This is a genomic window from Streptomyces sp. NPDC036822 (assembly GCF_055609145.1).
Genome location: NZ_JBVJPY010000004.1, coordinates 580,966 through 598,198 on the forward strand (window position 1 = coordinate 580,966; position 17,233 = coordinate 598,198).

At 71.8% G+C, this 17,233-nt stretch carries 16 protein-coding genes; 7 read left to right on the plus strand and 9 right to left on the minus strand.

Annotated features, from left to right (window positions below):
• Nucleotides 1-138 precede the first annotated feature (138 nt).
• A complete protein-coding gene (locus tag ACZ68P_RS13215; RefSeq protein WP_365715689.1) occupies nucleotides 139-333 on the plus strand; it encodes a hypothetical protein in 195 nt (64 codons plus the stop codon).
• Nucleotides 334-598: 265 nt separating this feature from the next.
• Here the strand turns inward: ACZ68P_RS13215 and ACZ68P_RS13220 are convergent, their stop codons facing one another.
• Nucleotides 599-1,399, minus strand: a complete 801-nt coding sequence (locus tag ACZ68P_RS13220; protein WP_471005537.1) for a VOC family protein — start codon at nucleotides 1,397-1,399, stop codon at nucleotides 599-601.
• A 224-nt stretch (nucleotides 1,400-1,623) separates the two neighbouring features.
• Here ACZ68P_RS13220 and ACZ68P_RS13225 point away from each other — a divergent pair, with 224 nt between their 5' ends.
• Together ACZ68P_RS13225 and ACZ68P_RS13230 are read left to right on the plus strand one after the other, a co-directional pair.
• The gene (locus ACZ68P_RS13225; protein ID WP_471005539.1) at nucleotides 1,624-2,703 is read left to right on the plus strand and encodes an NAD(P)H-dependent amine dehydrogenase family protein; all 1,080 of its coding nucleotides are present in this window, start codon (nucleotides 1,624-1,626) and stop codon (nucleotides 2,701-2,703) included.
• A complete protein-coding gene (locus tag ACZ68P_RS13230) occupies nucleotides 2,700-3,179 on the plus strand; it encodes a carboxymuconolactone decarboxylase family protein (protein WP_471005540.1) in 480 nt (159 codons plus the stop codon). Before ACZ68P_RS13225 ends, ACZ68P_RS13230 begins: the two co-directional genes overlap by 4 nt.
• Before the next feature lie 18 nt (nucleotides 3,180-3,197).
• Here the strand turns inward: ACZ68P_RS13230 and ACZ68P_RS13235 are convergent, their stop codons facing one another.
• Nucleotides 3,198-4,730 carry a GMC oxidoreductase gene (locus ACZ68P_RS13235; protein WP_471005542.1) on the minus strand — a complete coding sequence of 511 codons (1,533 nt, stop codon included), beginning with the start codon at nucleotides 4,728-4,730 and terminating at the stop codon, nucleotides 3,198-3,200.
• 240 nt (nucleotides 4,731-4,970) lie between these two features.
• Here ACZ68P_RS13235 and ACZ68P_RS13240 point away from each other — a divergent pair, with 240 nt between their 5' ends.
• A complete protein-coding gene (locus ACZ68P_RS13240) occupies nucleotides 4,971-5,651 on the plus strand; it encodes a DUF6197 family protein (protein WP_471005544.1) in 681 nt (226 codons plus the stop codon).
• On the opposite strand, the gene ACZ68P_RS13245 is transcribed toward ACZ68P_RS13240, so the two are convergent.
• The 3 genes from ACZ68P_RS13245 to ACZ68P_RS13255 form a co-directional block, all read right to left on the minus strand.
• On the minus strand, nucleotides 5,608-6,534 hold the full coding sequence (locus tag ACZ68P_RS13245) for an oxygenase MpaB family protein (protein WP_471005546.1): 927 nt from the start codon (nucleotides 6,532-6,534) through the stop codon (nucleotides 5,608-5,610). The genes ACZ68P_RS13240 and ACZ68P_RS13245 overlap by 44 nt on opposite strands.
• Before the next feature lie 169 nt (nucleotides 6,535-6,703).
• On the minus strand, nucleotides 6,704-7,465 hold the full coding sequence (locus ACZ68P_RS13250; RefSeq protein WP_471005629.1) for a VOC family protein: 762 nt from the start codon (nucleotides 7,463-7,465) through the stop codon (nucleotides 6,704-6,706).
• 172 nt (nucleotides 7,466-7,637) lie between these two features.
• On the minus strand, nucleotides 7,638-8,075 hold the full coding sequence (locus tag ACZ68P_RS13255) for a nitroreductase family deazaflavin-dependent oxidoreductase (protein WP_471005547.1): 438 nt from the start codon (nucleotides 8,073-8,075) through the stop codon (nucleotides 7,638-7,640).
• Between the two features lie 239 nt (nucleotides 8,076-8,314).
• Between ACZ68P_RS13255 and ACZ68P_RS13260 the strand changes: the two genes are divergently transcribed.
• On the plus strand, nucleotides 8,315-9,490 hold the full coding sequence (locus ACZ68P_RS13260) for an FUSC family protein (protein WP_471005630.1): 1,176 nt from the start codon (nucleotides 8,315-8,317) through the stop codon (nucleotides 9,488-9,490).
• An 85-nt stretch (nucleotides 9,491-9,575) separates the two neighbouring features.
• On the opposite strand, the gene ACZ68P_RS13265 is transcribed toward ACZ68P_RS13260, so the two are convergent.
• Nucleotides 9,576-9,767: a hypothetical protein gene (locus tag ACZ68P_RS13265; protein WP_365715707.1), complete on the minus strand. Its 192-nt coding sequence runs from the start codon at nucleotides 9,765-9,767 to the stop codon at nucleotides 9,576-9,578.
• A 219-nt stretch (nucleotides 9,768-9,986) separates the two neighbouring features.
• On the opposite strand from ACZ68P_RS13265, the gene ACZ68P_RS13270 reads away from it, so the two are divergent.
• A complete protein-coding gene (locus tag ACZ68P_RS13270; protein WP_471005549.1) occupies nucleotides 9,987-10,265 on the plus strand; it encodes a hypothetical protein in 279 nt (92 codons plus the stop codon).
• Between the two features lie 398 nt (nucleotides 10,266-10,663).
• Nucleotides 10,664-12,448, plus strand: a complete 1,785-nt coding sequence (locus ACZ68P_RS13275) for a S8 family peptidase (protein WP_471005631.1) — start codon at nucleotides 10,664-10,666, stop codon at nucleotides 12,446-12,448.
• 123 nt (nucleotides 12,449-12,571) lie between these two features.
• Here the strand turns inward: ACZ68P_RS13275 and ACZ68P_RS13280 are convergent, their stop codons facing one another.
• The 3 genes from ACZ68P_RS13280 to ACZ68P_RS13290 are packed head-to-tail and all read right to left on the minus strand — an operon-like array spanning nucleotide 12,572 to nucleotide 17,184.
• The gene (locus ACZ68P_RS13280; protein ID WP_471005550.1) at nucleotides 12,572-14,131 is read right to left on the minus strand and encodes a GMC family oxidoreductase; all 1,560 of its coding nucleotides are present in this window, start codon (nucleotides 14,129-14,131) and stop codon (nucleotides 12,572-12,574) included.
• A complete protein-coding gene (locus ACZ68P_RS13285; RefSeq protein ID WP_471005552.1) occupies nucleotides 14,128-15,681 on the minus strand; it encodes an APC family permease in 1,554 nt (517 codons plus the stop codon). Before ACZ68P_RS13285 ends, ACZ68P_RS13280 begins: the two co-directional genes overlap by 4 nt.
• 30 nt (nucleotides 15,682-15,711) lie before the next feature.
• Complete coding sequence (locus ACZ68P_RS13290) at nucleotides 15,712-17,184, minus strand: aldehyde dehydrogenase family protein (RefSeq protein WP_471005553.1); 1,473 nt, start codon at nucleotides 17,182-17,184, stop codon at nucleotides 15,712-15,714.
• Between the last annotated feature and the right edge of the window lie 49 nt (nucleotides 17,185-17,233).

The window sequence follows — 17,233 nt, forward strand, 5'->3', positions numbered from 1 at the left end:
CCCTGGCCACGCGTCGCCGCCCACGGCCCCCAACGTCACCCGTTCGGCAGGCATGCCGTACCGCCGGACGGAGCTCCCCCTGCGCCACACTGGCCGCCGGACGCCGCAATTCCGGTGCGGTGCAAGGAGGGTGTGGCGATGGCCGTTTCCATTTCCGTGGTGCTGCTTCTGCTGGTGCTGGCGGTGATCTTCCTCCGCAACGGCGGTATGAAGCTCTCCCACGCCCTGGTCTGCGCGCTGCTCGGCTTCTTCCTCGCGGGCACCAGCATGGCGCCCACCATCCAGAACGGCGTGGCCGCCACCGCCAACGTGGTCAGCAGCCTCAAGCCCTGACTGCCGTAACGTTTCACGACCATGAAGTGCCCGTGAAACGCAGGCGGTCGCAGGCACAACTGGGGTGCTCGGGCCTAACGTCGGCCGCCGGCGCGACCGACGTACGCACTCGAGGAGCGGCCTCGACCACGCCCCCCAGACGAGCCCGCTCCCGCGCGCCGATTCACCGCCGTCGACTTCCGCACCGGACAGCGGGTGGGACGGAGCCTGAGACGCGGCGACGCCCGGGACCGTCACCGGGTCCGGGCGTCGCCGCGTACCCGCCTCACACCATCTCGGGCATCTCGCCCTCGGTGGTCTTCAGGTCGATCACGGCGAAGGCCGCGCCCTGCGGGTCCACGATGCTCGCGAAGCGGCCGAACGGGCTGCCCATCGGCCCGAACACCTTCCGGCCGCCCAGCTTCTCCGCCGTCGCCACCGCCGCGTCGCAGTCGTCCACCGCGAAGTAGACCTGGATGTACGACGGAACCTCGGCCGGGAAGTCCTCCGGGGTCATGGTCATCCTGCCGATGGCCGGCATCTCGCCGCCCAGGTCGAAGACCTTGTAATCGACCTGGTCGTCCATCATCTTCTTCGCGTGGTAGCCGAAGACCGAGGTCAGGAAGGCATCGGACGTCTCCGGCTCCCGGGTGAAGACCTCGGCCCAGGCGTACGCCCCGGGCTCGCCCTCCAGCTCGAAGCCCTGGTGGGTGCCGGGCTGCCAGATGCCGAAGACGATGCCGGCGGGGTCCCGCGCCAGGCACATGGAGCCGAAGTCGGCGACCGCCATCGGCTCCATGAGGACGGTGCCGCCGCTGTTCCTGATCTTCTCCGCCGTGGCGGCCACGTCGGGCGAGGAGAAGTACAGACACCAGGCCGACTGGGGCTCGGCGTCCTGGCCGGGCATGGGGGGGACGACGGCCGCGACGGCCTTGCCGTTCCGGTGCGCCTGGGTGTAGTTGCCGAACTCCGCGGAGGACTCGGCGAAGGTCCAGCCCAGGACCTCGCCGTAGAACGTCTTGGCGGCCTCGAGGTCGGTGAACATCGCGTCGGCCCAGATCGGCGTGCCTTCGGGTTGCGCGGCCATGACGGTGACTCTCTTCCGATCGACGGTGCGTCCGCATACGCATCCGAGGGGGTGCTCGGTGGACGTCTCTCAAGGCCACGCTAACCACGCCCGCCCCACCTCGCGCGGTGACGCACCGTGACCGGTTTCCCGCGAGGCGTGTACGGGCCCCCGATCGGTCCCGTACGGCGATCGCGTACGTCACACCCCTAGGAACTGACGATCCGTCAGGCTAGTCTCCGCCCATGATTCCGACAGTCGTCTGGGGAACCGGAAACGTCGGGCGTGCCGCCATCCGTGCCGTGGACGCCCACCCGGCCCTGAAGCTGGACGCCGTACTCGTCCACACGCCCGCCAAGGTGGGCCGCGACGCCGGAGCCCTCGCCGGCCTCGGCCGCACCCTGGGGGTCGCCGCGACCGACGACGCCGAGAGCACGCTCGCCGGCCGTCCGCGGGCCGTCGTCTACGCCGCGTCCGGTGACATCCGGCCCGACGAGGCGCTCGCCGACGTCGTCGCGGCGATCCGCGCCGGAGCCGTGGTGGTCACCCCCTCGCTGTACCCGCTCTACGACGCGGCGGGCGCCCCGCCCGAGCTGCGCGAACCGGTCCTCTCCGCCGTCGCCGAGGGCGGCGGCTCGCTCTTCGTCTCCGGAGTCGATCCCGGCTGGGGCAACGACGTCCTCCCCCTGCTTGTCAGCGGCCTGGGCACCACCGTCGACGCGATCCGCTGCCAGGAGATCTTCGACTACTCGACGTACGAGCAGGAGGACTCCGTCCGCCACCTCGTCGGCATGGGGCAGCCCATGGAGTACGAACCGCCGATGCTCGCCCCGTCCGTGCCCACCATGGTGTGGGGCGGCCAGATACGGCTCATGGCGCGCGCCCTCGGCGTCACGCTCGACGACATCGCCGAGACGCTGCAGCGGCGCCCGCTCGGCTCCACCGTGACCACCCGGACGATGGGGTCCTTCGAGGCGGGCACCCAGGGCGCCGTGCGGTTCGAGGTGCGGGGAATTGTCGGCGGCGAACCCCGCATCGTCATCGAGCACGTCACCCGCATCCACCCCTCCTGCGCCCCCGACTGGCCCACACCGCCCGACGGCGCGGGAGCGCACCGGGTGATCGTCGAGGGCCGCCCCCGCATCCAGGTCACCGTCGAGGCGACCGACGAGGGGGAGAACAGGTCCGCGGGCGGGAACGCCACCGCGGTCGGCAGGCTGGTCAACGCCGTCGACTGGCTCGTGGACGCCAAGCCCGGACTCTACGACGCGCTGGACGTGCCCCTGCGCCCCGCGGTGGGCAGGCTCGGAAGGAGACAGCCGTGATCATCGACATCCCCGAGGGCCAGGAACCGATCGGATACGTCTGGGGCGACATGGTCCCGGGCATCGGCATGGCGGCCGCCAACTTCTCGCTGTCGGTGTACGAGCACACCACGCTCGGCCTGCGCGAGTTCGAGGCGGCGCGGCTGCGGATCGCGCAGATCAACGGCTGTGCCTTCTGCCTGGACTGGCGGACCGAACGGGACGGGCGGAAGGTCGAGGAGTCCTTCGCCGACGCCGTGACGCACTGGCGCACCACGGAAGCGTTCGACGAGCGGACGCGTCTGGCGGCGGAGTACGCCGAGCGGTACGCGCTGGACCACCACGGTCTCGACGAGGAGTTCTGGTCGCGGATGACCGGGCACTACAGCCAGACGGAGATCGTGGAGCTGAGCATGAGCATCGGCTCCTGGCTGGCGTTCGGCCGGCTCAACCACGTGCTGGGCCTGGACAGCGTGTGCGTCCTGCCCCAGGGCTGAGCCGGCCCCTGGCCGCCGTCACAGGTCGGTGGCGATGATCTTCTCGATGTTCCGCTCGGCGAGCGCCGTGATCGTCACGAAGGGGTTGACGCTGGCGTTGCCGGGGATCAGCGCGCCGTCGATGACGTAGAGGCCCGGGTGCCCGTGCAGGCGGCCGTAGTTGTCGGTGGCCCGGTTCAGCACCGCGCCGCCGAGCGGGTGGTACGTGAGGTGGTCGCCCCAGATCCTGGAGCCCCCGAAGAGGTCCGTGCGGTAGATCGTCCCCTCCTTCGCGTTGATCCTGTCGAAGATGCTCTTCGCCATGTCGATGGACGGCTGCTTCCAGGCGGTCTGCCAGTTCAGATCGACCCGGCCGGCCGCAGCGTCGTAGGAGAACTCCGCCCGGTGCGGGTTCTTGGTGATGGAGAGGTAGAACGAGGCGTACGTCTCGATGCCGGTGGGCAGCGGCGCCACCTCGGCGAACGCGCCGCCCGCGTCCCAGTTGTCGATGCCGGCCGTCGGCATGGACGACTGGAGCTTGCCGGTCGCGTCCCACATGTGGTTCGCGCGGCCGCACATGACGTTGCCGTTGTCCCCCCAGCCCTTGCCGACCTCGCCGTTCAGGCCGGGCAGCGCGCCGGTGGCCCGCAGTGTCGTCAGCAGCTTGCTGGTGCCGACGCTGCCGGCGGCGAAGAAGACCTTCCCCGCCGTGACCGTCTTGGCCGCCTTGGTGGCGCCCGTCGTGTCGAGCTCGTCGATCGCGACCGTGTAGCCGCCGCCGGCCGCCGGGGTGACGGACGTGACCTTGTGCAGGGGTGAGACGGTGACCCGTCCGGTGGCCTGGGCCTGGGCGAGATAGGTCTTGCGCAGGGTCTTCTTGCCGTGGTTGTTGCCGTACAGGACCTCGCCGGCCAGCGCCGACCTGGGGACCGCCCCGGCCGCCTCCTGCTTCATGTACTCCCAGTCGTAGACGTTGGGCACGAAGACGAAGGGGAAGCCGGAGCGCTGGGCGTGCTTGCGGCCCACCCGGGCGTACTGGTAGCAGGCGGCGCCCTCCCACCAGGCGGGGTCCACCTGGTTGACGCCGAGCCCGGCGTTGGCGCGAGGGTAGTAGACGGAGTACATCTCGTCGGCGTTCACGGAGGGGAGGATCGCCCCGAAGTTCTCCCGCCGGGGCGTGACCGCCATGCCGCCGTTGACGAGGGAGCCGCCTCCGACCCCACGGCCCTGGTAGACCGTGATGCCGGCGAACTCCTCCGCGTCCAGGATGCCGGTGTAGCGGGGGACGTCCTTGTCGAGCGGGAAGCCGAGAAAGCTGCTGAGGGGCTGCTTGGTCCGGGTGCGCAGCCAGAAGGAGCGGTGGTCCGGCTTGGTGGTGTTGGCGAAGACGTTCCCGTCCGGCCCCGGGGTGTCCCAGGACATGCCCATCTCGACCATGTGCACGGGGACGCCTGCCTGGGCCAGGCGCAGCGCGGCGACGGAGCCGCCGTAGCCGGTCCCGATCACCAGAACGGGAAGGTGGGCCCCCGCGGTGACGCGGGTGGCCGCCATGGCCGCTCCGGGGAGAGCCATGGCGCCGATTAGGGAACCTGTTCCAGTGATGAATCTTCGGCGTGATACCACGTGACGTTCCTCTCTGCCGATGGGAAGAGGAACGAGTTCTACTGCCGCCCGCGCGGGAAGTCACGGTAAACCGATAGGTAACTTATGGGTGGGTCGCGCACCTTGTGCGCTCCGGCATTCAAGGTGAATCATCATGAAGCCGACATTCTGGGCAGAGTGAGGACCGATCGAGCCAGGAGCGCGCCCACCATGCCGACCACCGCCGCCGACCCCGCCCTCGCGTCCGCCCCGGACCCCCTCCCGGAGCCGGACCCGGTCCCGGCTGTGGACCCGGTCCTCGAAGACGTCGACCGCGCCGCCGCGCGCCTCTGCGACACCGCCGCGTGGCAGGAGATCGTCCGTCACTGGGACGCCCCGGCCACGCCCGCCGCCGACGTCCCGGCCACACCCCCCGAGGACGGCTGGCGTGCCCTCCTGTCGGTGCCCGTCGACCAGCTCGTCGCCACCGCACTGGACGCCCTCCCCGCGCCCCCACCCCCCGAGCGGCCGCTCCCCGGCCGGCTCGGCGCGGTCGTGCCGGACCGTCTGCACACCTGGCGCCGCATCGGCCGGCCAGACCTGCGGCCCTCCACCCATCTCGCCCACGCCCGCCGCGTCCTCGTGGAATGGGGCTGGCAGAACAAGCCCTACCGCCTCCGCGACGCCCGCGGTGCCCGCTGCCTCTGCGGCGCCCTGCTCACCGCCCACCGCCTCGGCTACGGCAGCGCCGACACCATGAACCGCTCCGCCGCCTGGCTGGTCACCGAGCTGCGCGCCCAGGGCTGGACGGGCCTGATCGGCCCGTGGAACCGCGCGCCGGGCCGCACCGCCGAGCAGGCGCTCGCGCTCATCGACGCGACGATCCGTCGCGCCGCGCACGCGGGGGAGTGACGTCACGCTCGTCCCAGGTGCGCGGCCTGGGCGCCATGGCCCAGCGGATGGAGCCCGTCACCAGCCGCCCGCCCACCCGGGCCCCGTCCCACGCCGGACCCGGAAGGCGCGGCAGCCCCAGCGGCTTCCGGGCCCACGGGGGCAGCAGCGCGACGGAGGCCGCCGCCAGCAGCGCGTAGGGCGGCCGGGCGGGCCAGGGGATCGGCGGACGCAGCAGCAGGAACCTCGCCGCCTCCCGGGAGGCGGGCGTGGCCCGCAGCTCCGCGCGGTAGGCGTCCATCCGCGCCGCCAGCTCGGCGACGCTGCGCGGCGGGTCCGGGACGCCGAGCTCCCGCGCGATCACGGCGGCGTCCGCCACGTACCCGTCGTAGCCGGCGGCGTCGAGCGGGGCCGCTCCGTAGGCGCGGTGGGCCCGCAGGAAGCTGTCGACCTCCGCCACGTGCACCCAGCACAGCAGGTGCGGATCGGAGGCGCGGTACGGAACGCCGTCCGGGGTCGTCCCCCGGACCCGCTCGTGGACGGCCCGGACCCGTTCCACCGCCTGCCGGGCGTCCTCGGCCGTCCCGAACGTCGTCACGGCGAGGAACGTACTGGTCCGGTGCAACCTGCCCCAGGGATCGCCCCTGAACCCGGAGTGAGCCGCGACCGCGGCCATGGCAAGGGGGTGCAGCGACTGCAGCAGCAGCGCCGTCAACCCGCCGACGAACATGGAGGCGTCACCGTGGACCGCGCGGATGGGCCGGTCGGGGCCGAACCAGCGAGGACCGGGGGCGCCGTGGATGCGGGCGCGCGTCGACGCGCCCGACGGACCGGCCACCCGGCGGAAGAGCGTGGCGCCGAGCCGTTCCCTCAGATCGTCGACGGTCGGGGGCTGCCATCCCATGCGCCCAGTATGCGTCCGCGCCCGGACGGGGTGACACGGGCCGTACGGACGCGGCGGACGCCCGAGCGGAAGGAACGGGAGCGGACCCGGAAGGTACGGAAAGGGACGGCACGGATCGGCGGGGGCCCTGGACGGGGCTTCGGGCCTGGACGGGACTTTCGCACACGCCCTAGAAGCCGCCCGCGTCGGCGCCCGAGCTTTCGGCGCCCGTGCCCTCCGCGACCGTGAAGAGGCCGCCGTCGGGGTCGCGCAGGATGATCTCGCGCCCGTGGGCCGTGGTCAGCACCGCGGAGGCGGTGGCCCCGCCCAGACCGAGGGCGGTCTCGCGCGTCTTGTCCACGTCCTCGACGCGGAAGTGCACGTGCCAGCGCGGCCGGACCTGCGGGTCGGGGGCGGCCTCCACCGCCCCGCCGGAGAGCCGGGCGACCGTGATGTCCCGATGGCTCAGCACGACGTGGTCGTCCTCGTAGGAGACCTGGCAGCAGTCCGGCCCCTCGCCCGCCCAGTCCAGCACCTCCGCGTAGAAGATGGCCGCGTCGAACGCGTTCCTGGTCCGCAGCTCCAGCCAGGCGGGCGCGCCGCCCCGGCCCACGCTCCAGTCCGGGATGACCTGGCCCTCCCAGATGCCGAACACGGCGCCCTCGCGGTCGGCGGCCAGCGCCGCGCGCCCGGTCCCGAAACGCAGGGGACCGACCGCGACGGTGGCGCTGCGCTCCCGGATGCGGGCCGCGGTCAGATCGGCGTCGTCGACGGCGAAGTACGGCGTCCAGGCGACGGCCACCGCGAGCCGGGGCGCCAGCGCGCCGATGCCCGCCACGGGAGCGCCGTCGCGGAACGCCACGGAGAACTCCTCGCCCAGGCGCGTGGGCCGGAACTCCCAGCCGAACAGGGCGCCGTAGAACGACTCGGCGGCCCGCAGGTCGCGGGCCATGAGGCTGACCCAGCAGGGGGCACCGGGAACGGCGTGGCTCGAGGTCGACACAGACTTCAACCATCCTTCGTGGACGCCCGACAGCAGCACATCCCACCCCACCCCACCCCCGGCAAGATCGCCATTCCGGCCGGGCCCCGGTCCGATGGCGGCCGGGCCCGCGCCGACCGGGTCAGTCCAGCGGTTCCACCACGAACACGGGGATCTCCCGCTCGGCCTTGCGCTGGTAGCCCGCGTAGTCGGGGAAGGCGTCCACGGCCCGGTCCCACCAGGTCCGCCGCTCCTCGCCGGTGACCAGACGCGCCCGCATGTCCCGTACCTTCGGCCCGTCCCGCAGCTCGACCACGGGGGAGGCGACCAGGTTGTGGTACCAGACCGGGTGCTTCACCGCTCCGCCGTTCGAGGCCACCAGGGCGTAGGAGCCCTCGTGCTCCACCCGCATGAGCGGGGTCTTGCGGATCTTGCCGCTCCGGGCGCCGCGGTTCGTCACCAGGACGACGGGCATGCCGCGGATCGTGGTGCCCTTCGCGCCGTCGGAGGACTCGTACCGCTCGACCTGTTCGCGCACCCACTTCGTCGGGCTCGGCTCGTACTCTCCCTCGAGCGGCATCGCGACTCCTCCCCTTCGTCCGGCCTGTCGTGTCCGCCGTGTCCGTCTTGTCCAGGGCGAACGTCGGCGTGGTCCGCCGTGGCGACGCTATCCGACCCCGAGCCGACACGCACGTGTGCCGCGCACGGCGTGCGAAGCGGCCCGAGTTGCGAAAACCTTGGGGAGCCAGGAGACCGCAGCGCACACGGAAGGACCGGGGAAACCACGTGGCGGACGTCCGCACCGCGCTCCGACGACCGATGGCCCAACTGCTCGCGCGGCGCAGGGAACCGGCCGTCGTCCAGACCCTTCGATCCACCGCGGCGGCGACCATCGCCTACGTCGTCGCCCTCCAGCTCAGCAGCGAGCCGGCCCCCCTGACGGCGCCCCTCACGGCGCTGCTCGTCGTCCAGGTCACCCTCTACTCCACGCTGACCACCGGCATCCGCCGCGTCAACTCGGTGGTCGTCGGTGTGCTCATCGCGATCGCGTTCAGCGTCCTGGTCGGCCTGACCTGGTGGAGCCTCGGCCTCGTCATCCTCGCCTCACTGGTCGTGGGGCGGTTCGTGCGGGTCGACGAGTTCGTGCCCGAGGTCGCCATCAGCGCCATGCTCGTGCTCGGCGTCACCCAGGTCGCGAACACCGCCTGGGACCGTGTCCTGGAGACGCTCATCGGCGCCGTCGTCGGCCTGCTGTTCAACATCCTGCTCGTGCCCCCCGTCTGGGTGGGGACGGCGGGGGAGTCGATCGAGGACCTCTCCCGCCGCATGCGCCAGCTCCTGCTGGGCATCGGCGAGGAGCTCAACGCCACCACGCCCGTCGAACGGGCCGCCGCCCGCCTGTACGAGGCCCGACGGCTCGACAACGACATCGCCGACGTCGACGCCGCCCTGCGGCAGGCCGAGGACAGCCTCCGCCTCAATCCGAGGGTCAAGGAGGGACTCCTGCACCGCATCGTGCTGCGCACCGGCCTGGACACCCTGGAGATCTGCGCCGTCGTCCTGCGCGTGCTCGCGCGGACCCTCACCGACCTCGCCAAGGCGCGGCAGGACGAGGAGCTGGTCCCCGAGGAGGTGGGGCCCGCCGTCGAGGAACTCCTCGCCCATGTCGCCGACACCCTGGTCAGCTTCGGCGTCCTCGTCACCACCCGGGTCAGCGAGGACGCGGACGCCGCCGAGGAACGCCTCACCAACGAACTCCACGCCGCCCGCGCCGTCCGGGACAACGTGGCGGACCTGCTGCTCCGGGTCGTGCTGCGCGAGCCCCGGCAGTGGCAGCTCTACGGTGCGCTGCTGGCCGAGGTCGACCGCATCCTGGACGAACTCGACCTCGACCACCGCTCGCGCCGTCTGATGGAGGAGCTGGACCGGCATTCGCGCGAACGCAAGGAGAAGCGGCCCCGCCTGTCGGCGCTGCGGGAACGCATGGGCGTCTGACACCGGCGGCGGTCGCGTGCCCGGGGCCGGGGCCGGGAGCATTCGCCGGCCCGCACGGCGGCGCGGGGGCCGGGAGCCGTGGGGATCAACGCCGGTCGTTCATCAGCTCCTGGAACGAGTGCATGCAGGAGGCGCAGTGCCGGTCCGTCTTGTCGCGTTCCTCGGTGGGCACTCCGTGGAGGGACTGGCCGCACAGGGCCGTCCGGTTGCCCACGGGAGCGACGTGCCAGACGAAGACGCCGTCCGGGGTCGCGATGCCGACGTGCATTTCGTACATGGTCGTCTCCATGCTCGGCGGGCGGTTGCCCCTCCAGTGCACCGGAGACAGGGCCGGTTGCACGCCCGGAGCGCAGCTGTTCGGGTGACGGGCATCCGGCCGTACCCACCGTGACCTGGACGGATACGGTGAGCGACCGGCGGGGCCGCCCGGCCGGGGGCGGGATGACTACCCTGGAGTACGAGACCGCTCACGGTGCGGCCCGGCGGGAGGCGACCCATGACACGACGCCACCACTTCCACCTCGACCACGCGGGGCACTCGATCAGCGTGACCGTGCAGACGGGACACAACGCGGCCGTGGTGGTGCTCGTCGACGGCAAGGAGACGGGGTACGTCAAGCTCTCCGGCGACCGTCCCGTGACCGTCGCCGTCGAGCTGCCGACCGATCCGCCCTCCCAGGCCGTCGTCCGCGCGACGCCCGGCCCGGACGTCCCCCACTGCGTGCTCGAAGCGCCCGGCGCCGAGCCCCGGGTGATGGCCCCACGCGCCTACTGACCGCCGCCCGGCGCTGCCCTGACGGCCCGGAGGCCGCCGCCCGACGGACGGCTGGTCGCCCCTGACGGCCCGGACGTCGCCACGTGACGGACACGTCGTCGCCCCCTGAGGGACCGGAGATCGCCTCCGGTCCGTACCTTTCGTGTGCCCGTCGCGCCGACGGCCGGCCGGACGAAGCGGTGCATCCCGTCCGAAGACCTCCCCGATCGGCACCGCACCAGGTCAACACTCTGTAACGCCCCAGGACTTGTCGGACAGAAGCCTTCCTTCCGCACGCCTCGTCTGGGATCTTGCGTCCACCCCACACATCACACGGCCCGGCCGGCGCCACCAGCGCCACCGGGTCATCGGAGGACGCATTGTTTTCCCACATATCCAGCCGGCTGAGACACTCCGCCCTGGCGGCCGTCGCCCTCGGCGCGACCATGGCCCTCGCGGCGCCCGCGGGCTCCGCGCACGCGGCACCGAACGCCGTCCCGGAGCCCTCGTCCCCCTCGGCGCGCACCGCGACGGCGCCGACGGCCTCGACGGCGGCCTCGACCGCCTGGGCGGCCGGCACCCGCGCCTATCTGGTGATCACCGCCCCCGGTGACACCTCGGCCGCGCGCACCGCCGTCGCGAACAACGGCGGCTCCGTCTTCGCCTCGTACGACGCGATCGGCGTGATCGTGGCGCACTCGGCGTCGGCGGCGTTCGCCTCCTCGATGCGCGCCGTGAGCGGTGTCCAGCAGGTCGGCGCGACGCGGACGTCCGACGTCCCGGCCGACGCCTACAACCCGGCCATCCCGGCCAACCCGGCGCAGTCGGCGACGACGCTGACCGAGTCCAACCGCTGGGACATGACCCAGATCAAGGCGGACCAGGCCTGGGCCGTGACGACCGGCTCCGCGAGCGTCAAGGTCGGCGTCCTGGACACCGGCGTGGACGACCAGCACCAGGACATCGCGCCCAACTTCAACGCGGCCGACTCGGTCTCCTGCGCCTACGGCAAGCCGGACACGCGCGCCGGCGCGTGGCGGGACGTGGACACCCACGGCACCCACGTCGCCGGCACCATCGCGGCGGCCAAGAACGGCAAGGGCGTCATCGGCGTCGCGCCGGGCGTGAAGATCTCCTCCGTGCGCATCGCCGAGAAGCCGAGCGGGCTGTTCTTCGCCGAGAACACCGTCTGCGGCTTCATCTGGGCGGGTGACCACGGCTTCAAGGTCACCAACAACAGCTACTACACCGACCCGTGGCAGTTCAACTGCCCGGACAACGCCGACCAGGCCGCCATCATCGAGGGCGTGCGCAGGGCACAGGCGTACGCCGAGAGCAAGGGCTCCCTCCAGATCGCGGCGGCGGGCAACGCCAACTACGACCTGGCGAACAAGACCACCGACACCGAGAGCCCCAACGACTCCACGCCGGTCAGGCGCACCATCACCAACGCCTGCATCGACATCCCGACCGAGCTGCCGGGCGTCGTGACGGTCGCCGCCATGGGCAGCGGCAACGTCAAGGCCTCGTACTCCAACTTCGGCAACGGCGTCATCGACGTCGCGGCCCCCGGCGGCGACGGCACCTCCGGCGTCTACTCGACGCTTCCGGGCGGCAAGTACGGCAGCAAGAACGGCACGTCGATGGCGTCCCCGCACGTGGCGGGCGTCGCCGCGCTCATCGCGAGCACCGACCCGGCCCTGACCCCGGCGCAGATCCGCGACCGGCTCGCCGTCCAGGCCGACGACGTCGCCTGCCCCTCGGACAGCCGCTGCACGGGCACGACGGCCAAGAACGGCTTCTTCGGCGACGGCCAGGTCGACGCGCTCAAGGCCGTCGGCGGCACCACCACCCCGCCGCCCGGGACGTACTTCGAGAACCTGACCGACGTCACGATCGCCGACAACGCCACCGTCGAGAGCCCGATCACCGTCAGCGGCGTGACCGGCAACGCGCCGGCCACCCTCAAGGTGGGCGTGGACATCAAGCACACGTACATCGGCGACCTGAAGGTCGACCTCGTCGCCCCGGACGGCACCGTCTACACGGTCCACAACCGGGCCGGCGGCGGTACGGACAACCTCGTCCAGACCTTCACCGTCAACGCCTCCGCCGAGGTGGCGAACGGCGTCTGGAAGCTGCGGGTGAACGACAACGCCAACCAGGACACCGGCCGCGTCGACGCCTGGAACCTCACCTTCTAGCGCGTACTGCGCGGGCCTCCGGAGAGGGGCCCGCGCGAGGTGACCTTCACGCGAGGCCGCACCACCGAACCCGCCCCGGCCGTCCGGCCGGGGCGGGTTCCGTCTCGTGCCGGTCCGGACGGGTCAGGCGTCCTCGCGCAGCAGATCCGCGCACTTCTCGCCGATCATCATCGTGGTGATGCACGGATTGACGGTGACGAGGTCCGGCATGACCGACCCGTCCGCGACCCGCAGACCGTCGACCCCCTTGACGCGCAGGCGCGCGTCGAGCGGCGCCAGGGGATCGTCGTCCGCGCCCATCTTCACCGTGCACGCCGGGTGGTAGACGGTGTTGTGCGTCTTGTGGATGTAGTCGAGCAGCTCGTCGTCGGTGTGCACCGACGGCCCGGGCGCGAGTTCGGCCCCGGCCCATCCGGCGAGCGCGGGCTGCCCGGCGATCCGGCGGGCGAGCCGGAGACCGTACGTCATCACCCGTACGTCGTGCTCGTGCGTGAAGTACCGCGGGTCGACCTTCGGCTTGTCGCGGTAGTCGCGGGTACGCAGCCGCACCGTCCCGCGCGACTTGGCCCGCGTGACGTTCGGCGTCAGGCAGAAGGCGTTCTCGGACGTCGGATAGCCGTGCCGCGCGGTGTTCATGTCGAACGGCACCGAGCCGTAGTGGAACATCAGGTCCGGCCGGTCCAGGCCCGGCTCGGTGTCGTAGAAGACGCCCGCCTCCCACCACTGGCTGGAGACCGTGGGCATCGGCTGTTTCGCCTCCCACATGATGACGCCCTCGGGATGGTCCTGGAGGTTCTCGCCGACCCCGGCGGAGTCCACGACGACCTCGACGCCCACCTCGCGCAGGTGCGCGGCGGGCCCGATGCCGGACAGCATCAGCAGCTTCGGCGTGTCGATGGAGCCGCACGAGACGACGACCTCGCGGCGGGCGCGGACCCGTCGGGTGTGGACGAGGTCCGGATCCAGGTACTCGGCGCCCACACAGCGGCGTCCGTCGAGCATCAGTCGCTTGGCCCGCACCCCGGTCCGTATCTCCAGGTTGGGCCGCTTGCCCATGATCGGGTGCAGATACGCCACCGACGAGGACTGGCGCACGTTGTTCTCGTCGGAGTTGATCTGGAACCAGTTGGCGCCGCGCACCACCGTCCTGCCGGTGTTGAAGGGCGTCGTCGGGATGCCGGCCTGGTCGCACGCCTTCAGCAGCGCCTCCCCGCACGGGTCCCCGCCCCTGAGCGTACGGAGCTTCACCGGACCGGTCCGTCCGTGGTGGTCCCCGGGCGCGTCGTTGTTCTCCAGGCGCCGGTAGAGGGGGAACAGGTCCGTCGCGCTCCAGCCCGTACAGCCGGCCCTCGCCCAGTCGTCGAGGTCCTCCGCCGGTGCCCAGAAGGCGATGCAGGAGTTGTGCGAGGAGCAGCCGCCGAGGACCTTGGCGCGGGCGTGGCGCATGAAGCTGTTGCCGCTCGCCTGCGGTTCGACGGGATAGTCCCAGTCGTAGCCGGAGTCCAGCAGGCCCATCCACCGTTCCAGCTTCAGGACGTTGTCGTCGCCGACGTCGCTGGGCCCGGCTTCGAGGACGCAGACCGTGACGGACGGATCCTCGCTGAGACGCGCGGCCACGACGTTGCCCGCCGTGCCGCCGCCGACCACGACGTAGTCGAAAACCTCTTCGGGTTCCGTGCTCATGAGGGGATGGTCTCCTTCACTGTGGCGGGCTCGGGGGCCGCCTCGGCGGCGTGCTCGGCGAGGACGCCGGTGCGGTGCCGCTGGACGAACCAGTAGTAGGCGAAACCGCCGAGCGCGATCGCGCCGACGAACAGGACCGCGCCCCAGCGCAGGTACCAGTGGAACGGGGCGGCGGCGTTGTAGACGGCCGCGCGCGGCCAGATGAGGTTGAGCGTCATGGCGCCGCCCCAGAGCACCGCCAGGATGTTGACGGGCAGGCCCCAGCGGCCGAGCGAGAACCTGCCCTCGGCGGGCTGCCACCGGCCGCGCAGCCGGGCGACCAGCATCGGCCCGGTGACCAGCAGATAGGCGACGTAGATCATGACGATGCCGATGCTGGTGACCACGGTGAAGATCTGCGGCTGACGGATGTTGACCAGCAGGATCGCCAGTGCCAGGACGCCGATGATCACGGTCGGCAGGATCGGGGTGCCGAACCGCGGGCTGACCTTCGCCAGCCGGGAGGAGGCCGGCAGGTTGTTGTCCCGCGCCATGGCGAAGGTGAGCCGCACCGCCGCCGTGTGCACCGCCAGCGCGCAGACGGTGACCGCGATCAGGACGCACCACAGCATGGCCTTGCCGGCCGTCGGGCCCAGGACGTCGAGGACGACGTACTGCAGTCCGTCGGAGGACAGCTTCTCGCCCCGCAGGCTCGACACGCTCATCAGCGCCAGGATCAGGATGAGCCCGCCGAGGACGAACGAGGCGACGATCGCCCGGATGATGGCGCGCGGCGCGTTGCGGGAGGGGTCCAGGGACTCCTCGCCGAGCGAGGCCGCGGTGTCGAATCCGTACATGACGTAGGCCGAGGCGAGCGAGGCGATCAGGAACGCCCCGAGGTAGCCGTACGGCTGGCCCGAGCCGGTGCCCGCGGTGTCGGTGACGACCTCCGGGCCGCGGACGACGTTCACCGCGAGGAGCACGATCAGCACGACCGTGGCGATCAGTTCGAGGAACACCCCCGCGGTGTTGATCATCGCCATCAGCCTCACGCCGAAGGCGTTGACGACCGTGGTGAAGAGGATGAGCCCGGCGGCCAGCAGCACCGCGTTCGTCGCCACGTCGTACGTCCCCGTGCCGTCCCCCACGAACTGGAAGAACGAGGAGATCTGGGGGAGCGTCAGCTGGTAGGCGAGGGCGACGGCGGCGATCGACACGACCGACGCGATGAGCATCATCCAGCCGGCCAGCCAGCCGACGTGCCCGTTCCCCACCTTCTTCGCCCAGTTGTAGATGGAGCCCGCCACGGGGTAGCGCGCGGCCAGCTCGGCGAAGCAGAGCGCGACCATGAACTGACCGGCGAAGACCATCGGCCAGGACCACCAGTAGGCGGGGCCGCCGCTGGCGAAGCCGAAGTAGAAGAGCTGGAAGGTGCCGGTGAGGATCGAGATGTACGAGATCCCGGCCGCGAAGGTGTGGAAGTTGCCGAGCGTCCGCTTGAGTTCGGGCCGGTAGCCGAACTCGGTGAGTTCGGCGTCGTCACCCGGCCGGGACGGTGGATCGGTTGCCATGAGTCGTCTCCTGGGGCAGTAGCGATGCGGTCAGGCGAACCAGCCCTGCGGTTCCGGCGCGGTGTTGCGCCAGATGTGCTTGGTCTCGCGGTACTCCGCCAGGCCGGCGGGGCCGAGCTCCCGCCCGGTGCCCGACTGCTTGAACCCGCCCCATTCGGCCTGCGGCACATAGGGGTGGTAGTCGTTGATCCATACGGTTCCCAGGCGCAGACGTGCCGCCATGCGCCGGGCCCTGCCCTCGTCGCTCGTCCAGACCGCGCCGGCGAGGCCGTAGACCGTGTCGTTGGCGAGCCGCACGGCCGCGTCCTCGTCGCCGTCCCCGAACCGCTCGACGGTCAGCACCGGCCCGAAGGACTCCTCCCGCACCACGGACATGTCCGCCCGGCACTCGTCGAGCACGGTCGGCAGGTAGTAGAAGCCCGTGTCGTACGCGGAGCCCTCCGGACGGGCTCCGCCGCAGCGCAGCACCGCGCCCTCGGCGACACCCCGCTCGACGTACGCCGCGACCTTGTCCCGGTGCGCCGCCGAGATGAGCGGCCCGGTCTGCGCCCGCTCGTCGAACGGCCCGCCGAGCCTGATCTCCCGGGCCCTGCGGACGAGTTCGTCGACGAACCGGTCGTGCAGCGAGTCCTCGACAAGGAGTCGGGCACCCGCCGAGCAGACCTGCCCCGAGTGGAGGAACACCGCCGTCAGCGCCATGTCCACGGCCGCCTCGAAGTCGGCGTCGGCGAACACGATGTTGGGGTTTTTCCCGCCCAGCTCGAGCGCGACCTTCTTCACCGTCCCGGCGGCGGCCGCCATGAGCCTGCGGCCGGTCAGGAGTCCGCCCGTGAAGGAGAGCAGGTCGACGTCGGGGTGGTCGGCCAGGGGCGCTCCGGCCTCGGGGCCCGCACCGAGCACGAGATTCGCGACGCCGTCAGGGAGCCCCGCCTCGGCGAGCAGCCGCATCAGGTGGATCGCGGTGTGCGGGGTGAGTTCGCTCGGCTTGAGGACGAAGGTGTTGCCGGCGGCGAGCGCGGGCGCCACCTTCCACGCCGTCTGGAGCAGCGGATAGTTCCACGGCGTGATCAGCCCGCAGACGCCGACCGGTTCGTACACCACGCGGCTGTCGGCGCCCGCCGTGCCCGTGTCGATCACGCGCCCGGTCTCGGTGGCGGCGAGCCTGCCGAAGTAGCGGAAGCAGTTGACGATGTCGTCGATGTCGTAGGCGCTCTCCACCAGCCGCTTGCCGGTGTCGAGGGACTCGGCCCGGGCCAGCGCCTCCTTGTCGCGGGCGAGGAGATCCGCCACCCGCAGCAGCAGGTCACCGCGCTCCGCCGCGGGAGTCGTGGGCCAGGGACCCTCGTCGAAGGCGCGGCGCGCGGCCGCGATCGCCTCGACGGTGTCCTTGCCGCCGGCCTCGTCGACGACGGCGACCAGCCCGCCGTCGGCGGGGCACCGGATCTCGCGGGTCCGCTCGTCGAGCGCGGACCGCCAGGCCCCGCCGATGAAGAGTTCGGGCATGTTCTCGTTCCTCCAGGTCAGCGCCACCGCAGGGCGCCCTCGGGGCAGG